Consider the following 19,521-nt stretch of genomic DNA (forward strand, 5'->3'; position numbering starts at 1 on the left):
GTATGCCCGTGAACGCAGATCTCGTCGTCGTAGGGTCGGGCCTTTTCGGCCTGACCGTGGCCGAGAGGGCCGCCAACGAGCTGGACCTCAACGTGGCTATCATCGACCGTCGCTCCCACATCGGGGGCAACGCCTACACGGAGAACGAGGAGCAGACCGGGATCGAGGTGCACCGCTACGGCGCCCACCTCTTCCACACCTCCAACGAGCGGGTCTGGGACTACGTCAACCGCTTCACCGACTTCACCGACTACGTGCACCGCGTCTACACGCGCCACCAGGACGAGGTCTTCCCCATGCCGATCAACCTCGGCACCATCAACCAGTTCTTCCGTGCGGCGCACTCGCCGGCGGAGGCGCGGGCGCTGATCCAGGAGCAGGCCGGGGAGCTCGCCGGAACGGACCCGCAGAACCTCAACGACAAGGGCATCCAGCTCATCGGCCGGCCCCTCTACGAGGCGTTCATCAAGCACTACACGGGCAAGCAGTGGCAGACCGACCCCAAGGACCTGCCCGCCTCGATCATCAACCGGCTGCCGGTGCGCTATACCTACGACAACCGGTACTTCAACGACAAGTACGAGGGCCTCCCGGTGGACGGTTACACCGCCTGGCTCGAGCGCATGGCGGACCACCCGAAGATCGACGTCCGCCTGGACACCGACTTCTTCGACGAGGGCCACGACTACTCCCGCTCCGCCGTCTCCGGGCAGGTGCCGGTGGTCTACACCGGCCCCGTGGACCGGTACTTCGACTACGCCGAGGGCGACCTCTCGTGGCGGACCATCGACCTGGAGGAGGAGGTCCTGCCCATTGAGGACTTCCAGGGCACCCCGGTGATGAACTACCCGGACGCCGACGTCCCCTTCACCCGCATCCACGAGTTCCGCCATTTCCACCCCGAACGCAACTACACCAAGGACGCCACGGTGATCATGCGGGAGTTCTCGCGCTTCGCCGAGAAGGGCGACGAGCCGTACTACCCGGTCAACACGTCCGTGGACCGCGAGAAGCTCCTGAAGTACCGGGACCTCGCCCGGGGCGAGGACCAGGTCCTCTTCGGGGGCCGGCTCGGCACCTACAAGTACCTCGACATGCACATGGCCATCGGCGCCGCGCTGTCCATGGTCGACAACAAACTCAAGCCCCACTTCACCGGCGGGGCCTCCATCGAGAGCGGGGGAGTGGACGCGTGACCGCGACAACCCAGGACACCGACCGGACCGGCACCGAGGGCACCACGCACCGGGTGCTGCAGGAACTCGTCTTCCCGGCCAAGGACCGCGCCTCCACCCAACCGCTCTACCTGGACACCAGGGCGGACACCGGCAGTTCGGTCCAGCAGGAGGACACGGGCGAGCAGCGCCCCCAGATCGTGGTCAACGTGGCCTCCGGGCCGGCCGTCTCGAACGGCCTGACGATCCTCGGGCGCACCTCCGCGCGTGTGCGCGCCCGCAGCACCGTCTCCTTCGCCACGTACTTCAACGCGTTCCCGGCCAGCTACTGGCGGCACAACACGCACCTGCGCGAGGTGGTGCTGCGCGTGCGCACCACCGGTCGCGGCACGGTGAGCGTGCACAGTTCCAACGCCCGCGGTGAGTCCGTGCCGGTCTCCGAGCACGAGGTCGCCGGCGCGGAGCACATGGTCGAGGCCGTCCTGCCGCTCAAGGCGTTCGCCGACGGCGGGTGGTACTGGTTCGACCTGGCCGCCGCCGACGAGGACCTCCGACTGCTCGGCGCCCAGTGGCTGGGCGACGGCACGGGCATCTCCGAGGGCACCGTGACCCTCCAGATCACCACCATGAACAAGCCGTCCTACTGCCTGACCAACGCCCGGCTGCTGGTCGAGCAGCAGCGGAATCTGCCGCAGGTCGAGCAGGTCGTGATCGTGGACCAGGGCAACCAGAAGGTCGTCGATGAGCCCGGGTTCGACGAGGTGCAAGAGCGCTTTGGCGACCGGCTGCGCGTGATCGACCAGGGCAACCTCGGCGGGGCCGGAGGCTTCGCGCGCGGGATGTACGAGGCCGTCCGTGCGGACAGCACTTACGTGCTGCTCATGGACGACGACGTGGAGATCGAGCCGGAGGCGGTGCGGCGGGTCAGCGTGTTCGCCGACTTCTGCAAGCGTCCTACGCTGGTCGGCGGGCACATGATCGACCTGCTCAACCCCACGAAGATCCACAACTTCGGCGAGGCGATGGACCCGTACAGCTTCCAGTACGGGCCCGCCGGGGAGGGCGTCGAGCTCGGCCACGACTTCCGGCACAGCAGCCTGCGCAGCACGGCCTGGATGCACCGACGCGTCGAGGTCGACTACAACGCGTGGTGGATGTGCCTGATCCCCACAGAGGTCATCCGCGAGATCGGCCTGGCCCTGCCCGTGTTCATCAAGTGGGACGACGTCGAGTACGGCATCCGGGCCAAGGCGGCCGGCTACCGGACCGTTTCCCTGCCGGGCGTGGCCGTGTGGCACCTGGCCTGGGCGGACAAGGACGACACGATCAGCTGGCAGGCGTACTTCCACAAGCGCAACCAGCTCGTGGCCGCGCTCCTGCACTCGCCGTTCGACCGGGGCGGGGAGGTCCTGGGTCGCAACGGGGCGAAGGACCTCCGGCACCTGCTGTCCATGCAGTACTTCGCCGAGGAGGCCCGGGTGATGGCCCTCCGAGACGTGCTGGCGGGGCCCGATGCGCTGCACGAGCTGCTGCCCCAGCGGATCCGTGATGTGCGCCGGCTGATGACCCAGCACACCGATGCCGTCTACCAGGCCGACATCGACGCCTACCCGGCGGTGGCCTCGGCCAGGCCAGTCCGCACCCGGCGGATCTCCGCACCACATGGGGTGAAGATCCTCACCTCCACCGCGTCCGCCCTCGTGCGCCATCTCGCGGTGCGCCCCCAGGAGGAGGCGGACCAGCGCCCGCAGGTGCACCTGCCCTACCAGGACGCCCGCTGGTGGCGGCTCACCCGCTACGACAGCGCCCTGGTCTCGGCCTCGGACGGCACCGGTTACACCTGGTACAAGCGATCGCCCCGGGAGGCCCGCGCCCTGCTGGCCGAGTCCCTGCGGCTGCACGCACAGCTGGCCCTGCGCTGGCCTGAGCTCTCGCGGCGCTACCGGGAGGCCCTGCCGCAGGTGACCTCCATGGATGCATGGGAGGCGACCTTCCGGGAGCACTCGGAGATCGGCGTCTGATGGCCGCGCCCACGGTCGTCCGGAGGCCGTCCGCCGGGACAGGACTGCCGGCGGTCTTCCGGCAGCGCTACCTGCTGAGGCTGCTGGTCGACAAGGAACTGCAGATCCGCTACCGCGGCACGGTCCTGGGGCTGCTGTGGTCCTACGTGAAGCCCGGCATCCAGTTCGTGGTCTTCTACGTGGCGCTGGGCATCTTCCTGGGCCTGGAGCGCGGGATGGAGAACTACGCCGTCTACCTGTTCTCCGGCATCATCCTGATGAACTTCTTCTCGGAGTCCTTCGGCAACGCCGCTCGCTCCATCGTGGCCAACGCCAGCCTGATCAAGAAGATCTACCTGCCGCGGCAGATGTTCCCGGTGGCTTCCGTCTGGGTGGCCGGGGTGCACCTGCTCCCGCAGCTGGTGGTGATGCTGGTGGCGTGCCTGATCATGGGCTGGTCGCCCACGTGGATCTCCCTGCTGGCCATCCCCACGGCCCTGCTGATCGTGGGTCTGCTGGGCGCGGGCCTGGGCATGCTCTTCGGCGCGGCGAACGTGTTCTTCCGCGACGCCGAAAACTTCGTGGACCTCATCGTGATGGTCAGCACGTGGTCGGCGCCGGTGCTCTACCCGTGGCTGCTGGTGCGCGACGTGCTGGGCCCGGTGTGGTTTGCCGGGTTCATGCTCAATCCCCTGACCGTGGCAGTGGAGCTCTCCCACGCGGCATTCTGGTTGCCGACCACCAGCCCCGGCGCCCACACGGTGCCGCCCGACCTGTTCTCCCTGTGGACGCCCGTCGCCCTGCTCGTGGTCGCGGTGATCATGGTCCTGGGCGACCTGACCTTCCGCCGGCTCGAGGGCCGATTCGCGCAGGAGCTGTGACCATGAGCATTGACCGCACCATCCCGCCGGAGGAGCCCGCCGTGGTCGCCCGGCACCTGGCCAAGGAGTTCTCGCTGCGCCACGCCCGCTCCCTCAAGGAGACGGTGATGTGGCTCGCGCGGGGTCGGCGCCAGGACATCTCCAACCGTTTCCGCGCCCTGGAGGACCTCAGTCTCAGCATCCGGCCGGGAGAGAGCGTGGCCCTCGTGGGGCTCAACGGCTCCGGGAAGTCCACGTTCCTCAAGCTCGTCTCCGGCGTGATGAGCCCCGACGGCGGATCGCTGGAGGTCAACGGGCGCGTGGCGGGGCTGATCGAGGTGGGGGCCGGCTTCCACCCGGACCTCACCGGCCGTGACAACGTATACCTCAACGGCGCGATCCTCGGGATGACCAAGGAGGAGATCGACCGAAAGTTCGACCAGATCGTCGCCTTCTCCGAGATCGAGCAGTTCATCGAGACCGAGGTGAAGTTCTATTCCTCGGGCATGTACCTGCGCCTGGCCTTTGCCGTGGCCGTGTTCACCGACCCGGACATCTTCATCATCGACGAGATCCTCTCGGTCGGTGACGAGCCCTTCCAGCGCAAGAGCCTGGACCGGGTCCGGGAGCTCTCGGAGGAGGGCAAGACCCTCCTGGTGGTCAGTCACGACTTCGACGTGGTCCGCAAGGTCTGCGACCGCGGGGTGTGGATCGAGCGCGGCCGTGTCCGCAGTGACGGACCGATCGACGAGGTGATCGAGCAGTTCCGCGCCTCGGAGAACGCCGGCTGACAAGTTCCACCGGCACGGCCGACGGGCCGCCCGGCTCCTCCGGGAGCCGGGCGGCCCGTTCTCGTCCGCAACGAGCTCAGGGAGCGTCGCAGCCGACGACCTCGTAGAGCGCCGCCGGGCCCTCGCGCTCGACGAGGGCGAGGCCGGGGGCGCCCGCGGGGTCGACTGCGTTGAGGCCCGAGTAGTCCCGGGCCTGCGGGGCGTTCGGGACGATGAACTGGTTGCCGAAGTCCAGCACGTAGCGGACGTCTAGCTCCTCGGCGGCCGCGCAGGCCGCGCTGCCCGGGGTGGCGTCGTCGATGCCCGTCGCGAGAGTGTGCAGGTCCGGGTCGAACACCTTCAGCTCGGTGTCGGGCCACTCGATGTGGTACTGCGTCACGGCCCGGTCCGCGACCGCATAGGCCAGCGAGCCGCCGTTCCAGGGATTGACGGCGATGACGTCCCCCGGCTCGGTCAGCTCGTCGAGGTCCTGCAGCAGCTCGTACTCCGCTTGATTGAGGATGCTCTCCGGGCCCTCCCACGCGTAGTACTGCTTGCCCCACCGGGTCGCCTGCGTCAGGGACCCCACCTGGGAGTACGGCACAGCCAGGCCTAGCAGCACGAGCGCCGCGACGGGATAGGCCGCGCGGGCGGCCCGGGGCCGGCCGGAGAACGAGGCGAACGACGCTGCGGCCGTCGCGAGACCCGCCACCACGTGGACGGTCCCGAAGGCGACCAGCGGTACCGCGGTCAGGGGTAGCGTGGCCGCGAGCCGGTACGAGTCGGTGTACCACCCGCCCACGAGCCACTGCCGGGTCGGGCCCTCCTCGCCCGCGGCCGCCACGGCATAGAGGTAGACGAGTACCAGGTGCGCGACCACGAGCCAGCGCAGCCTCCGCCGGGCGACGGCCGCGTAGATCCCCGCCGCGGTGAGCGCCACGAGCACCCAGGGGACGTCGTCCCGCCCGTTGGCGCCGTAGAACAGGGCCTCACCGACCGCCCGCGCCACAGTGGTGGACGGCACCCACACGAACGAGGTGCTCAGCACGGTCCACAGCAGCAGCCACGCGAACACCCCAGCCACCGCGACCCCCACGAGCCCGAACGAGCGTCTGAACAGACGGGCGCCGGCGGAGGCGCGCAGGCCCAGCCACCAGGCGGTGGCCCCCAGCGGCACGGCGACCGCGAGCAGGGCCAGGAACGCGTTGGGCTGGGAGACGAACAGCGCCCCCAGGGTGACCACGAGGCTGACGACCAGGCGCAGCCGGCCGGCGGCGTCCGGAGTGCACGCCGTCCGGTCCGCGGTCACTCCCGGGCCGAGCAATTGCACCGTCAGACCCAGGGACACCGGGGCGATCGCCAGGGCGAGGATGTTGGGAAAGAGCGGCCCCCAGGCCATCAGCCCCAGTGGGAAGACGCTGAATCCGGCGGCGGCGGTGCCGGCCGCCACGGCCGCGACCGGAGAGGGGCCGACGAGACAGCGCGCCAAGAAGATGCACGAGGCGGGCCACACCACCCCGGCCACCGCGAGCAGGGTCAGGTTGTGTGCGACGAGCACGTTGTCGCCGGTCAGCGGCACTGCCAGGGACGCCAGCTGGTGCCACGCCGCCGGGTACAGGGCGATGACGCTGTCCGGGTTCACGAGCCGGTTCAGGGTCAGGGTCGACCCGTTGCCCGTCTCCACGACGTAGCGGATCGCGTTCAGGTGGTAGATGTTGTCCCACCGCTGGGCCATGGCCTCCGGGGCGCCGATCACGGACGACATCCGGCGTACCAGGAGGAGCGCGCCGATCACGAGGCCAGCCGCCGCTCCAGCGGGGTACAACCAGCGGCGGCCCGCGCCGAACCGCGATTCAGGGTCCTCCGGTTCCGGCGCCGCCGCCCAGGAACCCGTCGAGTGCCCGCCCCGCGGGACCAGCCGCCCCACCAGCCAGGCCAGCGCGGTCAGCACCACCACAGCCAGCACCTGGGAGAGCACCCCGTAGGGGACGCCGGCGAGGTCCAGGACCACACCTGTGAGCCCGACGACCGCGACGCTGAAGGCTGGCGCAGTCAGCAGGATCCGGCCGCCGCGCTGCCCGAAGGCCCACAGCAGCGCCAGCCCGGGTAGCCACAGGAACGCCAGCAAGACCAGGAACGCCGGGAGGTACGGCCACCAGCCCGTCAGCATGTCGGTCCTGCGGAGCTCGGCCTGGCAGCGGGCACAGTCTTGTCCTCACAGTGGGGGGAAGGGTCGGGTCGATCATAGCGGCCGGGCGGCCGAGGGCCGGTCTGACGGGTCGGTTCGGCGTGCTGTGCGAGAATGTCCGGGTGAGTCGTTCGTGGATCGTCATGCCCGTGTACAACGAGGCGGCCGTCGTGGGAGAGGTGCTGAGGGAGCTCCGCAGGACCTTCCCGCACGTCGTCTGCGTCGACGACGGATCCTCCGACGACTCCGCCCGCATCTGCGCCGAGGCTGGCGCCGTGGTCGTCCAGCACCCCATCAACCTGGGACAGGGCGCGGCCCTGCAGACCGGCTTCGAGTACGCCCTGCAGGACCCGGGGATGGACTGCGTGGTGACCTTCGACTCCGACGGCCAGCACCGTGTGGTCGACGCGTGGGACATGGTCGAGCGCATCCGCTCCGGAGAGGCGGAGGTCGTGCTCGGCTCCCGGTTCCTGGACCGGCGCACCCAGGTCTCCGCGCTCAAGCGCGTGGTGCTGCGCACCGCGGCGTTCTTCTCCAAGCTCTCCACGGGCATGGACCTCTCCGACGCGCACAACGGGCTGCGCGCCATCGACCGGGGCACGCTGTCGCGGATCCGGCTGACCCAGAACCGGATGGCCCACGCCTCCGAGATCGTCAACCAGCTCGCGGACATCCAGCCGCGCTGGGTCGAGCACCCGGTGCAGATCATCTACACGGACTACTCCAAGTCCAAGGGGCAGTCGCTGCTCAACGGTGTGAACATCCTCGCCGAGCTGTTCGTGAAGTAGCCCCCGCACCGACCCGTCCGCACACCGCACCACCGAAGGGAAGAGCCGCCCCCATGATCTACGCCGTGCAGATCCTGCTGGTCCTCGCCGTGGGCTACGGCGCGCTCGCGCTGATCCGCGGCGGTGCCAACGCCAAGCACCAGGCGATCCGCCGGGTCGTCGGCCTGGCCTTCTTCGTCTTCGCGGCCCTGTCCATCTTCTTCCCCGACCTGCTCACGGGCGTGGCCCAGTTCTTCGGCATCGGCCGCGGCACCGACCTGGTGCTCTACGGCTTCGTGGTGATCTTCATGATCACCCAGGCCACCTCCGCCCTGCGCAACCGGCAGCAGGAGGTCAACGTGACCCGGCTGGCCCGGCACATCGCCGTGACCGAGGCGGAGCAGCCGTGGGCCCCTGCCCCGGCCCACGCCGGACGGGCCTCGGTGCAGACCTTCGCGGAGTCCTCCCCGGGGGAGCGCCCCGCCGGCTGACCCGCGCGGGTCAGGCCTCCCGCACCACCCGGGAGAGCAGGTCCGGCCGGTCGGTCATGACGCCGTCCACCCCCCACGCCAGCAGCCGGCGCATGTCCTCCTCCCTGTCGATCGTCCACACGTCCACGCGGAGGCCGGCCTGCTGGGCGGTCCGCAGCAGCCGGGGCGTGAGGACCCGCAGCCCCAGGAGGGTGTCCGGCGGCTGCAGGCCCTGGAAGGGAAGGGCGTGGCGGTCCTGCCGCCCCAGCAGGCACAGGAGCCGGAAGGCCGCGAACTCCGTGACGGCGGCCGCCGTGGGGACCGCGCCGCCCGAGGCCCGGCGGAAGCGCCGGATCGAGGTGGTGCGGTTGGCCGCGACGAGCGTGCGGTCCTCGGCGCCCGCCGCACGGATGGTCCGCCAGACGACCTCCTCCGCACCGGGGCGGTTGCCCTTGAGCTCGATCGCCACCTGGTGGTCCGGGAAGGACGCGTAGACCTCCGCCAGCGTGGGGACCCGCACCCCGCGGCCCCGCCACGGGAAGGTCTGCCCGTCGGGGGTGAACGCGTGCCCGGCGTCCAGGCGCTGCAGCTTCGCGGCGGGCAGCAGGGCGACGGCCCCGGTCCCGTCCGTCGTGCGGTCCACCGTCAGGTCGTGCATCAGCACGGCCGTGCCGTCGGCGCTGACCTGCACGTCGAGCTCCAGCACGACGTCGCCGAGGGCTGCGGCCGCCCGGAACGCCTCGAGGGTGTTCTCGGGCGCGACCTCGGCGCCGCCCCGGTGGGCGAAGGTCGTCGGCCAGTCCAGGGGCACGGGAGCCCTCGTGCCCGGTGCGGGGGAACCCACGTGCCGGACCAGGGCCGCGCCGGCGGCGCCGGTGAGCAGGTTGCCGGCGAAGGGGACGGCCGCGAGCAGCAGCGCCCGGGTCCGGGCGGCGACGCCGGGGCGCGTCCCGTGCTGTGCGGTGGTCACGTGGGTCACGGCGGTCCTTCCGGTCGACGGCGGCCATGGCCCGGGCCGCGCCGTGCTGGGGGCGCTGGGTGCGGACCTCGGACGGGGACGTCCGGTGCGGGGCACGTCCGCCCGCCCACCTTACGGCTCGCGCGGCGTGCGGCGCACGCCGGCGCGGGCGGTGGCGGCTCGCGGCCGCCCGACGGAGAGCCGCGCCACCCAGGCCCGTTCCATGCACCTGCATCCTGCGACGGATTGTGCGTTCGCAGTCGGGAACAACGTCGCAGGTCAGCGCCGGCTGTCCACAGGGGACGGTCACGGGGTTGTGGCGGGTGCCGCCGTCTCGCCTATGTTCCTGTGCATGCGCTCCGGGGGGAGCGCTGCCGGTGCGCACCGCGCGCCGGGCACGCGCAGGGGGTCACATGGCGGCACTGCTCTCCGAGGACGCGCTCGGGCTCGTGGAGGCCGAGGTGCGCGAACTGATCCGGCGCCGGGGACTGGACCCGGTGCTGGAGCTGGAGCGGACGCGGGAGCTGGTGGACGCCGCGGTGCGTGACTACGACCAGCGCTCGGCGCGCGGGGTGCTGCCGGCCCTGACGGATCTGCAGGCCGCCCGCCGGGTGCTGCTGGACCTGGTGGCGGGGTTCGGGCCGCTGCAGCCGCTGCTGGACGACCCCCGGATCGAGGAGATCTGGATCAACGGCCCCGCGGAGGTCTACGCGGCCCGCGGCGGGGAGTCCGAGCTGACCAGCCTGGTGCTGACCGAGGCGCAGATCCGCAACCTGGTGGAGCGGATGCTGAAGTCCTCGGGCCGCCGGCTGGACCTCTCCTCCCCGTTCGTGGACGCGGCGCTGCCGGACGGGTCCCGGCTGCACGTGGTGATCCCGGACGTGACCCGCAGGCACTGGGCGGTGAACATCCGCAAGTTCGTGGCCCGGGCCCGCCGGCTCGACGACCTGGTGGAGCTGGGCTCGCTGCCGGCCCGCGCGGCGCGCTTCCTCGACGCGGCGGTGGCCGGCGGCCTGAACATCCTCGTCTCCGGTGCGACGCAGGCTGGGAAGACGACGCTCCTCAACTGCTTGTGCGCCTCGATCGGCCCGCGGGAACGGGTCGTGACCGTCGAGGAGATCTTCGAGCTGCAAGTGCCCCTGCGCGACGTCGTGGGCATGCAGTGCCGCCAGCCCAACCTCGAGGGCGCCGGTGAGATCCCCCTGCGGCGGCTGGTCAAGGAGGCGCTGCGGATGCGCCCGGACCGCCTCGTGGTGGGCGAGGTGCGGGAGGCGGAGAGCCTGGACATGCTCATCGCGCTCAACAGCGGGCTGCCCAAGTTATTCAAGGGGCACTACATGCCGTAGCTTGGCCCCATGCCTACCGCCGTGATATACGCCCGTATCAGCCAGGACCGCAAGGGAGCGGGCCTCGGCGTGGACCGCCAAGCTGAGGACTGCCGTGCCCTGGCCGAGCGCCTCGGCTGGGACGTGGTGCAGACCTTCACCGACAACGACATCAGCGCGTACAGCGGGCGCCGCCGCCCTGCCTATGAGGACATGCTGGCACTGCTGGACACCGGCGCGGTGCACGGCGTGCTGTGCTGGCACACCGACCGGCTGCACCGCTCGCCCGTGGAGCTTGAGCGCTACATCGCGGTCATGGAGCGGCATGGCGTGGCCACGCACACCGTGAAGGCGGGGGAGCTGGACCTGTCCACGCCGTCAGGGCGCATGGTGGCCCGGATGCTGGGCGCGACGGCCCGATACGAGTCGGAGCATAAGGCCGAGCGCATCAAGCGGGCGATGCACCAGGGCGCCCAGGCCGGGAAGTGGCTGGGCGGCGTGGTGCCGTTCGGCTGGACCATCGACGGCACGCCAGCCATCCACGATGCCGAGGCCGAGGAAGTGCGCGCCGCCGTGCGCGCCGTGCTGGCCGGGCGCTCGCTGGGGTCGATCATCAAGGACTGGAACGACCGTGGCATCACCACGCGCACGGGGCGGCGCTGGTCGTATGCCACGCTGCGGCAGCTGCTGATCAGGCCACGGAATGCCGGGCTGGCCGAGTGGCACGGGGAGATCGTGGGGGAGTCGCAGTTCCCGGCGATCATCAGCCGCGAGGAATGGGAGTCTGTGCGCCGCGTGGTGGAGAACCCTGCCCGGCGCAAGTCGCAGTCCAACCGCGTGCGGCACCTGCTGGCCGGGCTGGCGGTGTGCGGTGAGTGCGGGTCCCCGATGAAGTCGGCTACGGCGGGCAACCGCGACGGCACCCGCCGCACTGTGTACCGCTGCAAGGTGGGCGGGCCAGGGCACCCGGTGCGCACCGCTGCGCCCATCGATCACTTCGCGGAGGAGCTCGTCATTGGCAGGCTGTCCTTTCCAGATGCCGCTGCGTTGCTGTCAGCTCGCCCCGATGTGGACTTAGATGCCCTACGGACAGAGGACGAGGCCCTGCGCGCCCGGCTGGATGATGCCGCCGAGCAGTTCGCTGATGGGGCAATCACGGCGGGGCAGCTGAACATCATCACGGCGCGCGTGCAGGACCGTCTTCGCATGATCGCTGGCGAGCTGGCCACCGCTCAGCCGTCCCAGGCTGTGGCGGGCATGCTCAGTGGCGGCGACGTGCGCGCCCGGTGGCAGGACGCCGACGTGGAGACCCGCCGTGCTGTGCTGGACGCCCTGGCCGTGGTCACCATCCAGGCCACGGGCCGCTCCCACGGCAAGGACTTCGACCCCGACACCATCGCTATTACCTGGCGTTCATAGCGCGATTGGTTATTGCCAAAAGCTATTCACGCTCAGATACGCTTTCGGCTTGTGCCACTGTTAGAAGCATGGCAATGTGAAGCTCGCTCAGGTCAGGTATGAGCACTAGTCAAAGCGTTGCAGGGTAATGCGTGAGACTTAGCGGGGCCGACACGCCCCGCCGGACAAACTCCGTCGAGCAAATCCACCTCAGCAGGTGGGCGTAGGGCACATACCAGGGCAACCGCCGTCCGCTCCATGTCAGGAGCGCTGTACGGGGCGCCGCTCTAAAACTCCCGACGGAGTTCCCATGTCTGCCAAAGACCCCGTTCACGCTGCCCGTTCGCGGGTGGCGGTCAACACGCGGTACGGCCACACTGCCGCCGCCAACGAGGCTCGCCAGGAGTTGGCTGCTGCCAAGCTGGAGCGGGCGATCAACGCGGCTCTTGCCACCGCCCCGCCCCTCACCGATGCACAGCGCACCCGGCTGTCCCGCCTGCTGCAGGACGGTGGCGGTGCCCGATGACCACGGCAAAGGAAAATCCCCGCCCCGGTGCGAACGGGGCGGGGACCAAAGAGCACGACAACGACACTGAGCACTTTACCGGGAATTGCCCTGCTGTGCTGCTCGCTAATGATCTGGCTAATGCCGGTGCCCCGCTTTTCCTCCTTAGTTCTTGGATTGACGATAAGGCGGTCAAGAAGCTGTACCGCACGCCGACCGGCTGGCAACGGTCCACTGCTGCGGGCAGCGCCGACGCGCTGAGCAGCTGGGCGCCCGGCTGCGGCCTGGGCGTGCTGTGCGGCGTGGCCTATGACGTCATCGACGTGGACCCCAGGCACGGTGGCGAGGCCAGCCTGCGCGACATGATCGCTGCTGGCCAGGTGCCCACGGTGCGGCACGCGGTGCGCACGCCGTCCGGCGGCTGGCACCTCTACGTGGACACCCTTGGCGTGGCCAAGGCCAAGCCCCTCGCAGGCATCGACTACCAGGGGCGCGCGGCCTTCGTGCTGGCGCCGCCGACCAAGGGGTACGAGCACGCCCCTCAGGACTCCTGGCCCACCCTGGGCACCGCTGGCGGCGCTGCTGCACTGCGGGCGCTGCTGGGGACCGAGAGGGAGCTGTCAGCGGCTGCGGCGCAGATCGATGCCACGCCTTACGACCAGCTCACGCCGCATCAGCGGCAGCAGGCCAACGAGCGGGTGCAGCGCACCGTGGACGGCCTGGCTGATGCCCTGGCCCGCGCCGAGCACTGGGCCGAGGGGCAGACGGACGACAAGGGGCGCGGCTGGGAGCGCCTGACAGCTGACGCCGCCTACACGCTCGCCCGGCTGGGTCACGCTGCCTGGTCCCCGCTGTCGCTGGCGGACGCCGAAGCGCGGTTCAAGGAAATCGTGCCTGACGTGATCGCCGGCGATCCCAAGTGCGGCGGCAAGTGGCCCGGCAAGGTGCGCTCGGCAGCAGGTGTCCCGCTCCTGGCTCCGTGGCAGGAGGTTGAGGAGGACTTCACCGCGCTGGGCGACAACGCCCCACTGGCCAGCGGCACGGGCGCTGAGGAAGAACCTGCGGCGTCTGAGGAGGACCGGCAGGCCCGCGTCCGGGAGAGGTTTCCCCGGCTGGACCTTGCTGCGCTGCTGGACCCCAATCGCCCCCGGCGCGAATGGGTCGTGTCCGGGCTGGTGCCTGCGGGCGCATCGGTGGCCTTCGTGGCGAAGGCTGGCTCGATGAAGTCGTTGCTGCTGCTGGCACTCAGCCTGACGGTGGCACGGGGCGACAGCCAGTTCGCCGGGCTGGTCATCCCTCGGCAGCGGCGCGTGCTCTACGTGGACATGGAGAACACCGAGGACGACCTGGAGGAGCGTATCGACAGCCTGGGCGTACAGCCCCAGGACATGGACGAGCTGGTCTACCTGCACCTGCCCAGCTTGGGCGCGCTCGACGCCGCCGAGGGTGGGCAGCAGGTGGCGGACATCTGCGATGCGTACGGACTGCAGAGGGGCGACATGGTCGTGCTGGACAGCTTCCAACGGGTGATCGAGGGGCCGGAGAACGACAGCGACACGTATCGGGCCTTCTACAAGCACACCGGCTTCCTGCTCAAGAAGCGGGGCCTCACCGTGCTGCGCACCGACAACACCGGCAAGGACGAGACCAAGGGCGCGCGAGGGTCGTCCAGCAAGCGCGACGACGTGGACATCGAGCTGAACATCACGCGCGACAAGCAGCACCCCGACAACCTGCTCATCGCGCCGGGCAAGTTGCGCATCAGTGGTGTCGAGCCGGTCAACGTTACGGCGGTGACGGATGAAGACGACCGGCTCACCTTCACCACGGTGGGCGACCCCATCCGCGACGCGGTCATGGCTGCGTGGCAGGAGTTGGACCGGCTGGGCCTGCCTGCTGATGCCAGCCAGCGGCAGTGCCTCCAGGCGCTGAAGGATGCGGGCTGCACCATCCCCCGTGACCGCGTGCGGGATGCAGCCAGGGAACGGGCGGCAAGTGCGCCGCGCACCTCTCGCGCACCCACAAACGGCAGTGCGCCGTGACCGGCCCGCGCACTGCTGCGCGCACCCCTCCGGCGGGAGCTACTGGCCCGGAATAGCGCGGGCCAGGTGCGCGGCGCACCATACCGCGCACCTCCGCGCACCACCGAGGGGCACTGCGCGGTGCGCCCGCCCCCCTCTAGGGGCGGCGCAGCGGCGCGCGGCAGGCCAGAAAAACAAGAGATCAACCCCGGCTGGCTGGCTTCCACCGCCAGCCCCATCGCAAGGAGAACACCATGAGCACCGACCACATCTGGACCACCGTGGCCTTCACCGCCGCCCCTGCGGGCTGGCTGGCCTGGCGGGGCAGCAAGCACTTCGCCCTCCCCGGCTGGCTGACCCAGGAGAACCAGCACGGCGTGCGCCGCGTGGTGCCCGCCCAGGCGTCGGGCGAGGGCCTGGTCCCTGCCGAGTCCAGAGGCCGCATGCTCGCCGTGACCGGCCCCGGCGAGGAGGAGCAGCGATGAGCGCGCCCGACCCCCGCGCCCTGCGGCCCGTGACCATCACCCAGCCCGGCGAGGTCCTGCTCGACCTGGACGGCGTGCCCACGGCGGTCGGCCCGTCGCACAGCGTGAGCGGACTGCTCTACGGCTGGCCCGAGCCCACCACCGACAACGAGGAGAACTGACCATGAGCGGCACCTTCCGCGTCCGGTCCGCCACCTGGCACCAGGGCCAGCCCGATGAACAGCGCGGCGCGCGCATCAAGATCAAGCTCCCGGGCGCCCGGCCCGCCGAGCTGTTCGTCCCCGAGGAGCACCTGGTCCCCTTGGCTGACGCCCTGGTGGACATCATCGAAAACAAGGAGAACTGACCATGAGCACGGAACAGACCACCCAGGGCACCACGGGCGCTCCCACGCCCCGCCACGCTCTTCAGGAAGCGCTCAGGGCCGCTCAGGAGGAAGCGGTGCAGTGGAAGAACCGGGCGCAGCTGCTGGCGGGCCACTGCAACGACGCCGACGCCGAGCGCGACGACTGGAAGCGGAGGGCGCGGCACAACCTGGCCGTGATCAGCGAGCTGCGGGCGCAGAACGCGGACTTGCTGGACCGCCTGAGCGGCAAGGGGGACAACTGATGTATCCCGTTCCCGACTGCCCCCAGTGCTTCGGCCCGTGGCTCAACGGCTGGCGGTGGCAGCACCAGGCCACCGACTGCTTCTATCGCGCCCGTGAGGACGCCACGCAGGCGGCGGACGCCGACCGGCTGCGGCAGCTGGGGCGCGCCTTCACGCGCCCGGCCACGGCGGCAGAGGCCGACCTGTGGCTGGCCTGCACCGGGCAGCAGTTGCCCCGGCAGGCCATGACCACCGTGCACGCCGATATCGCTGGTGCGTGGATGCGCCAGATCGGCAACTACATCAGCGCCCAGCAGGCCGTGCGCGATCACCCCATCCCTACCCCGACATTCGAGGAGAACTGACCATGAGCACCAACGACACCACCACGCCCGAGGCTTCCTCTGAGGAGCCCCAGCAGCCCCAGGGCACCGGCAGCCCCTCTGAGCCGGCAGAGACTCCTCAGGAGAAGCCGAGCGGTTCTGAGGAGGACACCACGCTGGCCAAGGTGCGCAAGGAGGCAGCCGGGCACCGCGTTGCCGCCAAGGAGGCCCGCGCCGAGGCAGACGCGCTGCGCTCGCAGCTGACCGCTGCCCAGGACACCATCTTGGCCGACCGGCTGGCCAGCACCGGCGTCACCCTGGACGCGCTGCGAGCAGCCGGGCACCGCGATGCCGTGTTCACCGCGGAGGGCACCATCGACACCGCCGCGCTGGACACCGCCGTGCGGGACACGAGCACCCGCTTCGGCACGACGCTGCGGCCCGCGCCGGACAGCCTCAAGGGCCGCGAGGTCCCGCCCGGCGGCAGCGGCGACGGCGGCGCCAGCTGGGGCGACCTGCTGCGCGCCTGACGCCCCAGCCCACCGAGCGCGGGCCGCTGCTGCACGTAGCGGCGGTCCGTGCTCGTGGGTATGGTTCAACTCGGTCAGGCCCCCAGGCGGGGCAGGCCGCACAACCACATACGTCAAGCTCTCCCAGGCGGCGAGCACCAGCACACAGCACGGCAGGCCCGGCACCGCTGGCAGACACAGTCCAATCACTGTTTCAGTCGCCCGAGGAGGGCTTTCATCATGTCTACCAACACTTCCACCGCGCCCCGTGCCTGGCTCCCCGAGGACGTCCTGTCCCTGGTGGTGCAGCCCGTCGGGGAGGAGTCCATCGCTGCCCGTGCGGGCGCCTACCGCACCGGCCTCACCGGCAACGCGCTGCGCGTGCCGCTGGTCACCGCCGACCCGACCGCCGCGTGGGTCGGCGAGGGGGAGGAAATCCCGGTGTCCCAGAACGAGCTGGACGAGGCCGAAGCCGCGTATCGCAAGCTCGCCGGGCTGTCCGTGGTCAGCACCGAGCTGGCCGACGACACCGACCCTGACGCCGCCCAGGAGATCGGGCGCGGCCTCGTGCGCGACATCGCCCGCAAGCTGGACCACGCGCTGTTCAACGATGCCGGTGCCAAGGCCCCGGCTGGCCTGGCCACCCTGGCGGGTGTGTCGTCCGTGGCGGCGCCCGTGGAGCTGACCAACCTGGACCCCTACATCTCGGCCAAGTTCAAGGCCGCTGCCGTGGGGGCGCAGCTGGCTGCGTTCGTGCTCAGCCCCAACGATGCCGAGGAGCTGGCGCTGCTCAAGGAGTCCAGCACCAGCGCCAAGCGCCTGCTCACCGACAACGCTGCGCAGCCCGGCGCGATGGTGCTGGACGGCGTGCCCGTGCTGACCTCGCCTGCCGTCGCTGACGGCACGAGCTGGGCGCTGCCGCAGAACCGCGTGATCGTGGGCGTGCGCAAGGACGCCTCGGTCGAGGCGGACCGGTCCGCCTTTTTCACCAGTGACCGGGTGGCCATCCGGGCCACCATGCGGGTCGCGTTCGCGTTCCCGCACCCGGCTGCCATCGTCAAGATCCTGCGCGTCGCCGCGTAGTCCGGGCTGGCCCGTAGCAGTGGTCCCGGTGCCCGGTGTGGCGCCGGGACCACTGCCGCACCGGCTGCCGAGTGCTGGTGCCGCGTGCCGGTGCGGCTGTGGGGCGCTTCTGCACCCCAGGGGGGTACCTCCCCCCACCGGCTGTCCAGAGCGGCGTACGACATAGGGCTCGCCGGGCACTGAACATTTCGAACATTTCGGGTCTGCTGGCCCCACATTCCCTGAGGAGCAACGATCATGGCCATTCGAGGCCCCAAGCCCAAGGACCCGTCCGTGCTGCGCAGTGGCAAGGGAGGCGGCGGCGGCAAGGACTGGCAGGAGGTCGTGGACGAGCCGTACGACGGCCCGCGCCCGGCGCTGCCCCGCAAGCGCACGATCACGGTGAACGGCCAGCGCGTGACTGAGGCCGTGCTGCCCGCGACCCGCGAGTGGTGGAAGGCCATCGGCCGGATGCCCCACTGCCGCCTGTGGTCGGCGGGGGACTGGCAGTTCGCCCTCACGACCGCCTACGTGGCCGACATGGCGTTCCGGGGCAGCGTGTCCGCAGCGAGCGAGCTGCGCAACCGCGAGCGCGTGCTGGGCACGACCTACGAGTATCGCCGCGACCTGCGCATCCGGTACGTGGCGCCCCGCGATGCCGCCGTGGTGCAGCTGGCTGACCGGCGCACCGCTGAGGATGAGTTCAGCGACTTATGAGGCCTGCCGGGCACTGCCAGCCCTACGGCGTCTTCCTCCTCAACGCGCCCTGCGACAGCCAGCCGACAAGCGTAGAGGCCAGGAGGACGGCCGCCTGGGCTTCCTCCACGGTCACGTCTTTATAGTCTTCGCTCCCGTGGCGGTCGGACTGCGAGTGCCAGAGCAACTTCATTGTTGAAATCAGGTGTTGGAGCGCTGACGTGCTCTTCGATCCCACCATGACGAATTCCCATATACCTTTGCTTTCCTGGTCATTCAAATCACGAAAGATCGTGCCCAGAGTGGCGCGATCACTGTTCGGGGACACCAGGGGGGCGCCAACAATTTCGACCGCCTTTACGGCGTCGTGGTATGCGTCGCTGGGCGACGGGGACACGCCGTATGCCTTCTCCCAGGCGCTGCGCAGCATGCTGCTGGCCTTGTCTTGGTTAGACAGCACGTGGTCCACCGTGTGCAAGACGCCTGCTGGAACGCGAAGCTCCAAAGCGAAGCGCCCTTGCCGTTCGCCGATGCCCCACCCAGATCCGGCAGTATGCAAAATGCGCCCCAGGTGGGTCACTCTGTCGGGCACAAACTTTCCGTCTGGACGTACCTGGTATTCACTGATGCTGAAATCCAGTAGGTAAGTCAACGTTTTTTCAGGCAACGCCCGGTAAAAGACCCGCAATTCTTTCACTGAAAGATAGGCGCGATGACCAATTTTCAGGTCAATGCCCGAGGCTGTTTGGAAATCTGTCAAGGATCGCGTGGAAATAAAATCAGACGGCTCTTTGCCACGGGTGAGCCAGCTGGTCAATGTGTCGCGAGCAGCGTCGGGGATGCCCTTCTTCACGGAAAGGAACTGCTCGGCTTCATCCTCGTTCAGTCCGGGGGGAACCCATCGGTACAGTGCGTCAGTCATAGTTCGATCTTCTCGCAGCTCATATGTGCGCCTGTGCCCGGCACGCCGCAGACGAGCGGTAAGCCCATTCAGAATGGCGCTCAGCACCGCTCACAAGGAATGGGCACCCGTGCCGCAATTGGCCGGGTGCCCTTGTCCTACGCTGGCTGGCTCAGCTCGCAGACTCGTCCTGCTCGTCCTCATCGCCGGCGAGGAAGTCCACCGTCAACGTGGCAACGCGGCCCTCGCTGTTGCGCGTGATGTAGACCGGATACAGGCCGTCGCCATAACCGGATGACACGGCCATGCCTAGCTTCTCGCCCACAGGCTGAGACACGCCTGCTTCGTCAATCTGATACTTCGGGTCAAACGTGCGGTCTACGAACTCGCCCCACTTGGGCACGCGGGTCGGGGCGTCATCGCCCATGACGTAGCAGGGGTCACCAAGCCACATGAGGCCGGAGTCGACCCCTACGTCGCCGATGTACTCGGGAGTGTCGCTCATGATGAGCTCCTTCCT

Annotated in this window: 21 protein-coding genes and 1 pseudogene; 18 read left to right on the top strand and 4 right to left on the bottom strand. The window is 69.8% G+C overall.

From position 1 onward, the window contains the following. Positions 1 to 8 precede the first annotated feature (8 nt). Genes glf through ABL57_RS05590 form a run of 4 tightly spaced genes read left to right on the top strand, consistent with a single transcriptional unit; the run spans position 9 to position 4,826 of the window. Positions 9 to 1,196, top strand: a complete 1,188-nt coding sequence (gene glf, locus ABL57_RS05575; protein ID WP_047802462.1) for a UDP-galactopyranose mutase — start codon at positions 9 to 11, stop codon at positions 1,194 to 1,196. Further along, a complete protein-coding gene (locus ABL57_RS05580) occupies positions 1,193 to 3,196 on the top strand; it encodes a glycosyltransferase (protein WP_047802463.1) in 2,004 nt (667 codons plus the stop codon). The genes glf and ABL57_RS05580 overlap by 4 nt, the downstream gene beginning before the upstream one ends. Then, complete coding sequence (locus ABL57_RS05585) at positions 3,196 to 4,056, top strand: ABC transporter permease (protein ID WP_047802464.1); 861 nt, start codon at positions 3,196 to 3,198, stop codon at positions 4,054 to 4,056. Before ABL57_RS05580 ends, ABL57_RS05585 begins: the two co-directional genes overlap by 1 nt. A gap of 2 nt (positions 4,057 to 4,058) precedes the next feature. Next, entirely contained in the window at positions 4,059 to 4,826 is a 768-nt protein-coding gene (locus ABL57_RS05590) for an ABC transporter ATP-binding protein (RefSeq protein ID WP_047802465.1), read from the top strand. A 76-nt stretch (positions 4,827 to 4,902) separates the two neighbouring features. On the opposite strand, the gene ABL57_RS05595 is transcribed toward ABL57_RS05590, so the two are convergent. Then, positions 4,903 to 6,975, bottom strand: a complete 2,073-nt coding sequence (locus ABL57_RS05595) for a DUF6541 family protein (protein WP_047802466.1) — start codon at positions 6,973 to 6,975, stop codon at positions 4,903 to 4,905. 140 nt (positions 6,976 to 7,115) lie between these two features. Between ABL57_RS05595 and ABL57_RS05600 the strand changes: the two genes are divergently transcribed. Both ABL57_RS05600 and ABL57_RS05605 read left to right on the top strand, forming a co-directional pair. Next, a complete protein-coding gene (locus ABL57_RS05600) occupies positions 7,116 to 7,781 on the top strand; it encodes a glycosyltransferase family 2 protein (protein WP_238985988.1) in 666 nt (221 codons plus the stop codon). A 53-nt stretch (positions 7,782 to 7,834) separates the two neighbouring features. Then, positions 7,835 to 8,251, top strand: a complete 417-nt coding sequence (locus ABL57_RS05605) for a DUF2304 domain-containing protein (RefSeq protein ID WP_047802468.1) — start codon at positions 7,835 to 7,837, stop codon at positions 8,249 to 8,251. A gap of 10 nt (positions 8,252 to 8,261) precedes the next feature. On the opposite strand, the gene ABL57_RS05610 is transcribed toward ABL57_RS05605, so the two are convergent. Beyond that, entirely contained in the window at positions 8,262 to 9,209 is a 948-nt protein-coding gene (locus ABL57_RS05610; RefSeq protein WP_053004773.1) for a glycerophosphodiester phosphodiesterase, read from the bottom strand. A 392-nt stretch (positions 9,210 to 9,601) separates the two neighbouring features. Between ABL57_RS05610 and ABL57_RS05615 the strand changes: the two are divergent. From ABL57_RS05615 to ABL57_RS05665, 12 genes and pseudogenes are all read left to right on the top strand, one after another. Beyond that, positions 9,602 to 10,522: pseudogene (locus ABL57_RS05615) on the top strand (CpaF family protein); the annotation flags it as partial. A gap of 21 nt (positions 10,523 to 10,543) precedes the next feature. Beyond that, complete coding sequence (locus tag ABL57_RS05620) at positions 10,544 to 11,932, top strand: recombinase family protein (protein ID WP_047802469.1); 1,389 nt, start codon at positions 10,544 to 10,546, stop codon at positions 11,930 to 11,932. A gap of 289 nt (positions 11,933 to 12,221) precedes the next feature. Next, positions 12,222 to 12,437, top strand: coding sequence for a hypothetical protein (locus ABL57_RS05625; RefSeq protein WP_047802470.1), 216 nt, complete (start codon positions 12,222 to 12,224; stop codon positions 12,435 to 12,437). Then, positions 12,434 to 14,458 (top strand): AAA family ATPase, encoded by a 2,025-nt coding sequence (locus ABL57_RS20620; RefSeq protein WP_082157249.1) that lies wholly within the window; start codon positions 12,434 to 12,436, stop codon positions 14,456 to 14,458. The genes ABL57_RS05625 and ABL57_RS20620 overlap by 4 nt, the downstream gene beginning before the upstream one ends. Positions 14,459 to 14,691: 233 nt before the next feature. Continuing rightward, positions 14,692 to 14,922, top strand: a complete 231-nt coding sequence (locus ABL57_RS05635) for a hypothetical protein (protein ID WP_047802471.1) — start codon at positions 14,692 to 14,694, stop codon at positions 14,920 to 14,922. Beyond that, on the top strand, positions 14,919 to 15,083 hold the full coding sequence (locus ABL57_RS22200) for a hypothetical protein (RefSeq protein ID WP_160310775.1): 165 nt from the start codon (positions 14,919 to 14,921) through the stop codon (positions 15,081 to 15,083). Before ABL57_RS05635 ends, ABL57_RS22200 begins: the two co-directional genes overlap by 4 nt. A gap of 2 nt (positions 15,084 to 15,085) precedes the next feature. Beyond that, positions 15,086 to 15,268 carry a hypothetical protein gene (locus ABL57_RS05640; protein WP_047802472.1) on the top strand — a complete coding sequence of 61 codons (183 nt, stop codon included), beginning with the start codon at positions 15,086 to 15,088 and terminating at the stop codon, positions 15,266 to 15,268. A gap of 2 nt (positions 15,269 to 15,270) precedes the next feature. Continuing rightward, the gene (locus ABL57_RS05645; protein WP_047802473.1) at positions 15,271 to 15,531 is read left to right on the top strand and encodes a hypothetical protein; all 261 of its coding nucleotides are present in this window, start codon (positions 15,271 to 15,273) and stop codon (positions 15,529 to 15,531) included. Next, positions 15,531 to 15,875, top strand: a complete 345-nt coding sequence (locus tag ABL57_RS05650) for a hypothetical protein (protein WP_047802474.1) — start codon at positions 15,531 to 15,533, stop codon at positions 15,873 to 15,875. Before ABL57_RS05645 ends, ABL57_RS05650 begins: the two co-directional genes overlap by 1 nt. Positions 15,876 to 15,877: 2 nt before the next feature. Then, on the top strand, positions 15,878 to 16,363 hold the full coding sequence (locus ABL57_RS05655) for a hypothetical protein (protein ID WP_047802475.1): 486 nt from the start codon (positions 15,878 to 15,880) through the stop codon (positions 16,361 to 16,363). Between the two features lie 219 nt (positions 16,364 to 16,582). Then, a complete protein-coding gene (locus tag ABL57_RS05660; protein ID WP_047802476.1) occupies positions 16,583 to 17,425 on the top strand; it encodes a phage major capsid protein in 843 nt (280 codons plus the stop codon). A 237-nt stretch (positions 17,426 to 17,662) separates the two neighbouring features. Next, a complete protein-coding gene (locus tag ABL57_RS05665; protein WP_152683292.1) occupies positions 17,663 to 18,121 on the top strand; it encodes a hypothetical protein in 459 nt (152 codons plus the stop codon). Positions 18,122 to 18,143: 22 nt separating this feature from the next. Here ABL57_RS05665 and ABL57_RS21705 read toward each other — a convergent pair whose 3' ends face one another. Both ABL57_RS21705 and ABL57_RS05675 read right to left on the bottom strand, forming a co-directional pair. After that, a complete protein-coding gene (locus ABL57_RS21705) occupies positions 18,144 to 19,022 on the bottom strand; it encodes a hypothetical protein (RefSeq protein WP_152683293.1) in 879 nt (292 codons plus the stop codon). A gap of 151 nt (positions 19,023 to 19,173) precedes the next feature. Continuing rightward, the gene (locus ABL57_RS05675; RefSeq protein ID WP_047802478.1) at positions 19,174 to 19,506 is read right to left on the bottom strand and encodes a DUF4241 domain-containing protein; all 333 of its coding nucleotides are present in this window, start codon (positions 19,504 to 19,506) and stop codon (positions 19,174 to 19,176) included. Positions 19,507 to 19,521: the final 15 nt, after the last annotated feature.

This window comes from Kocuria sp. SM24M-10, assembly GCF_001027955.1.
Classification (GTDB): domain Bacteria; phylum Actinomycetota; class Actinomycetes; order Actinomycetales; family Micrococcaceae; genus Kocuria; species Kocuria oceani.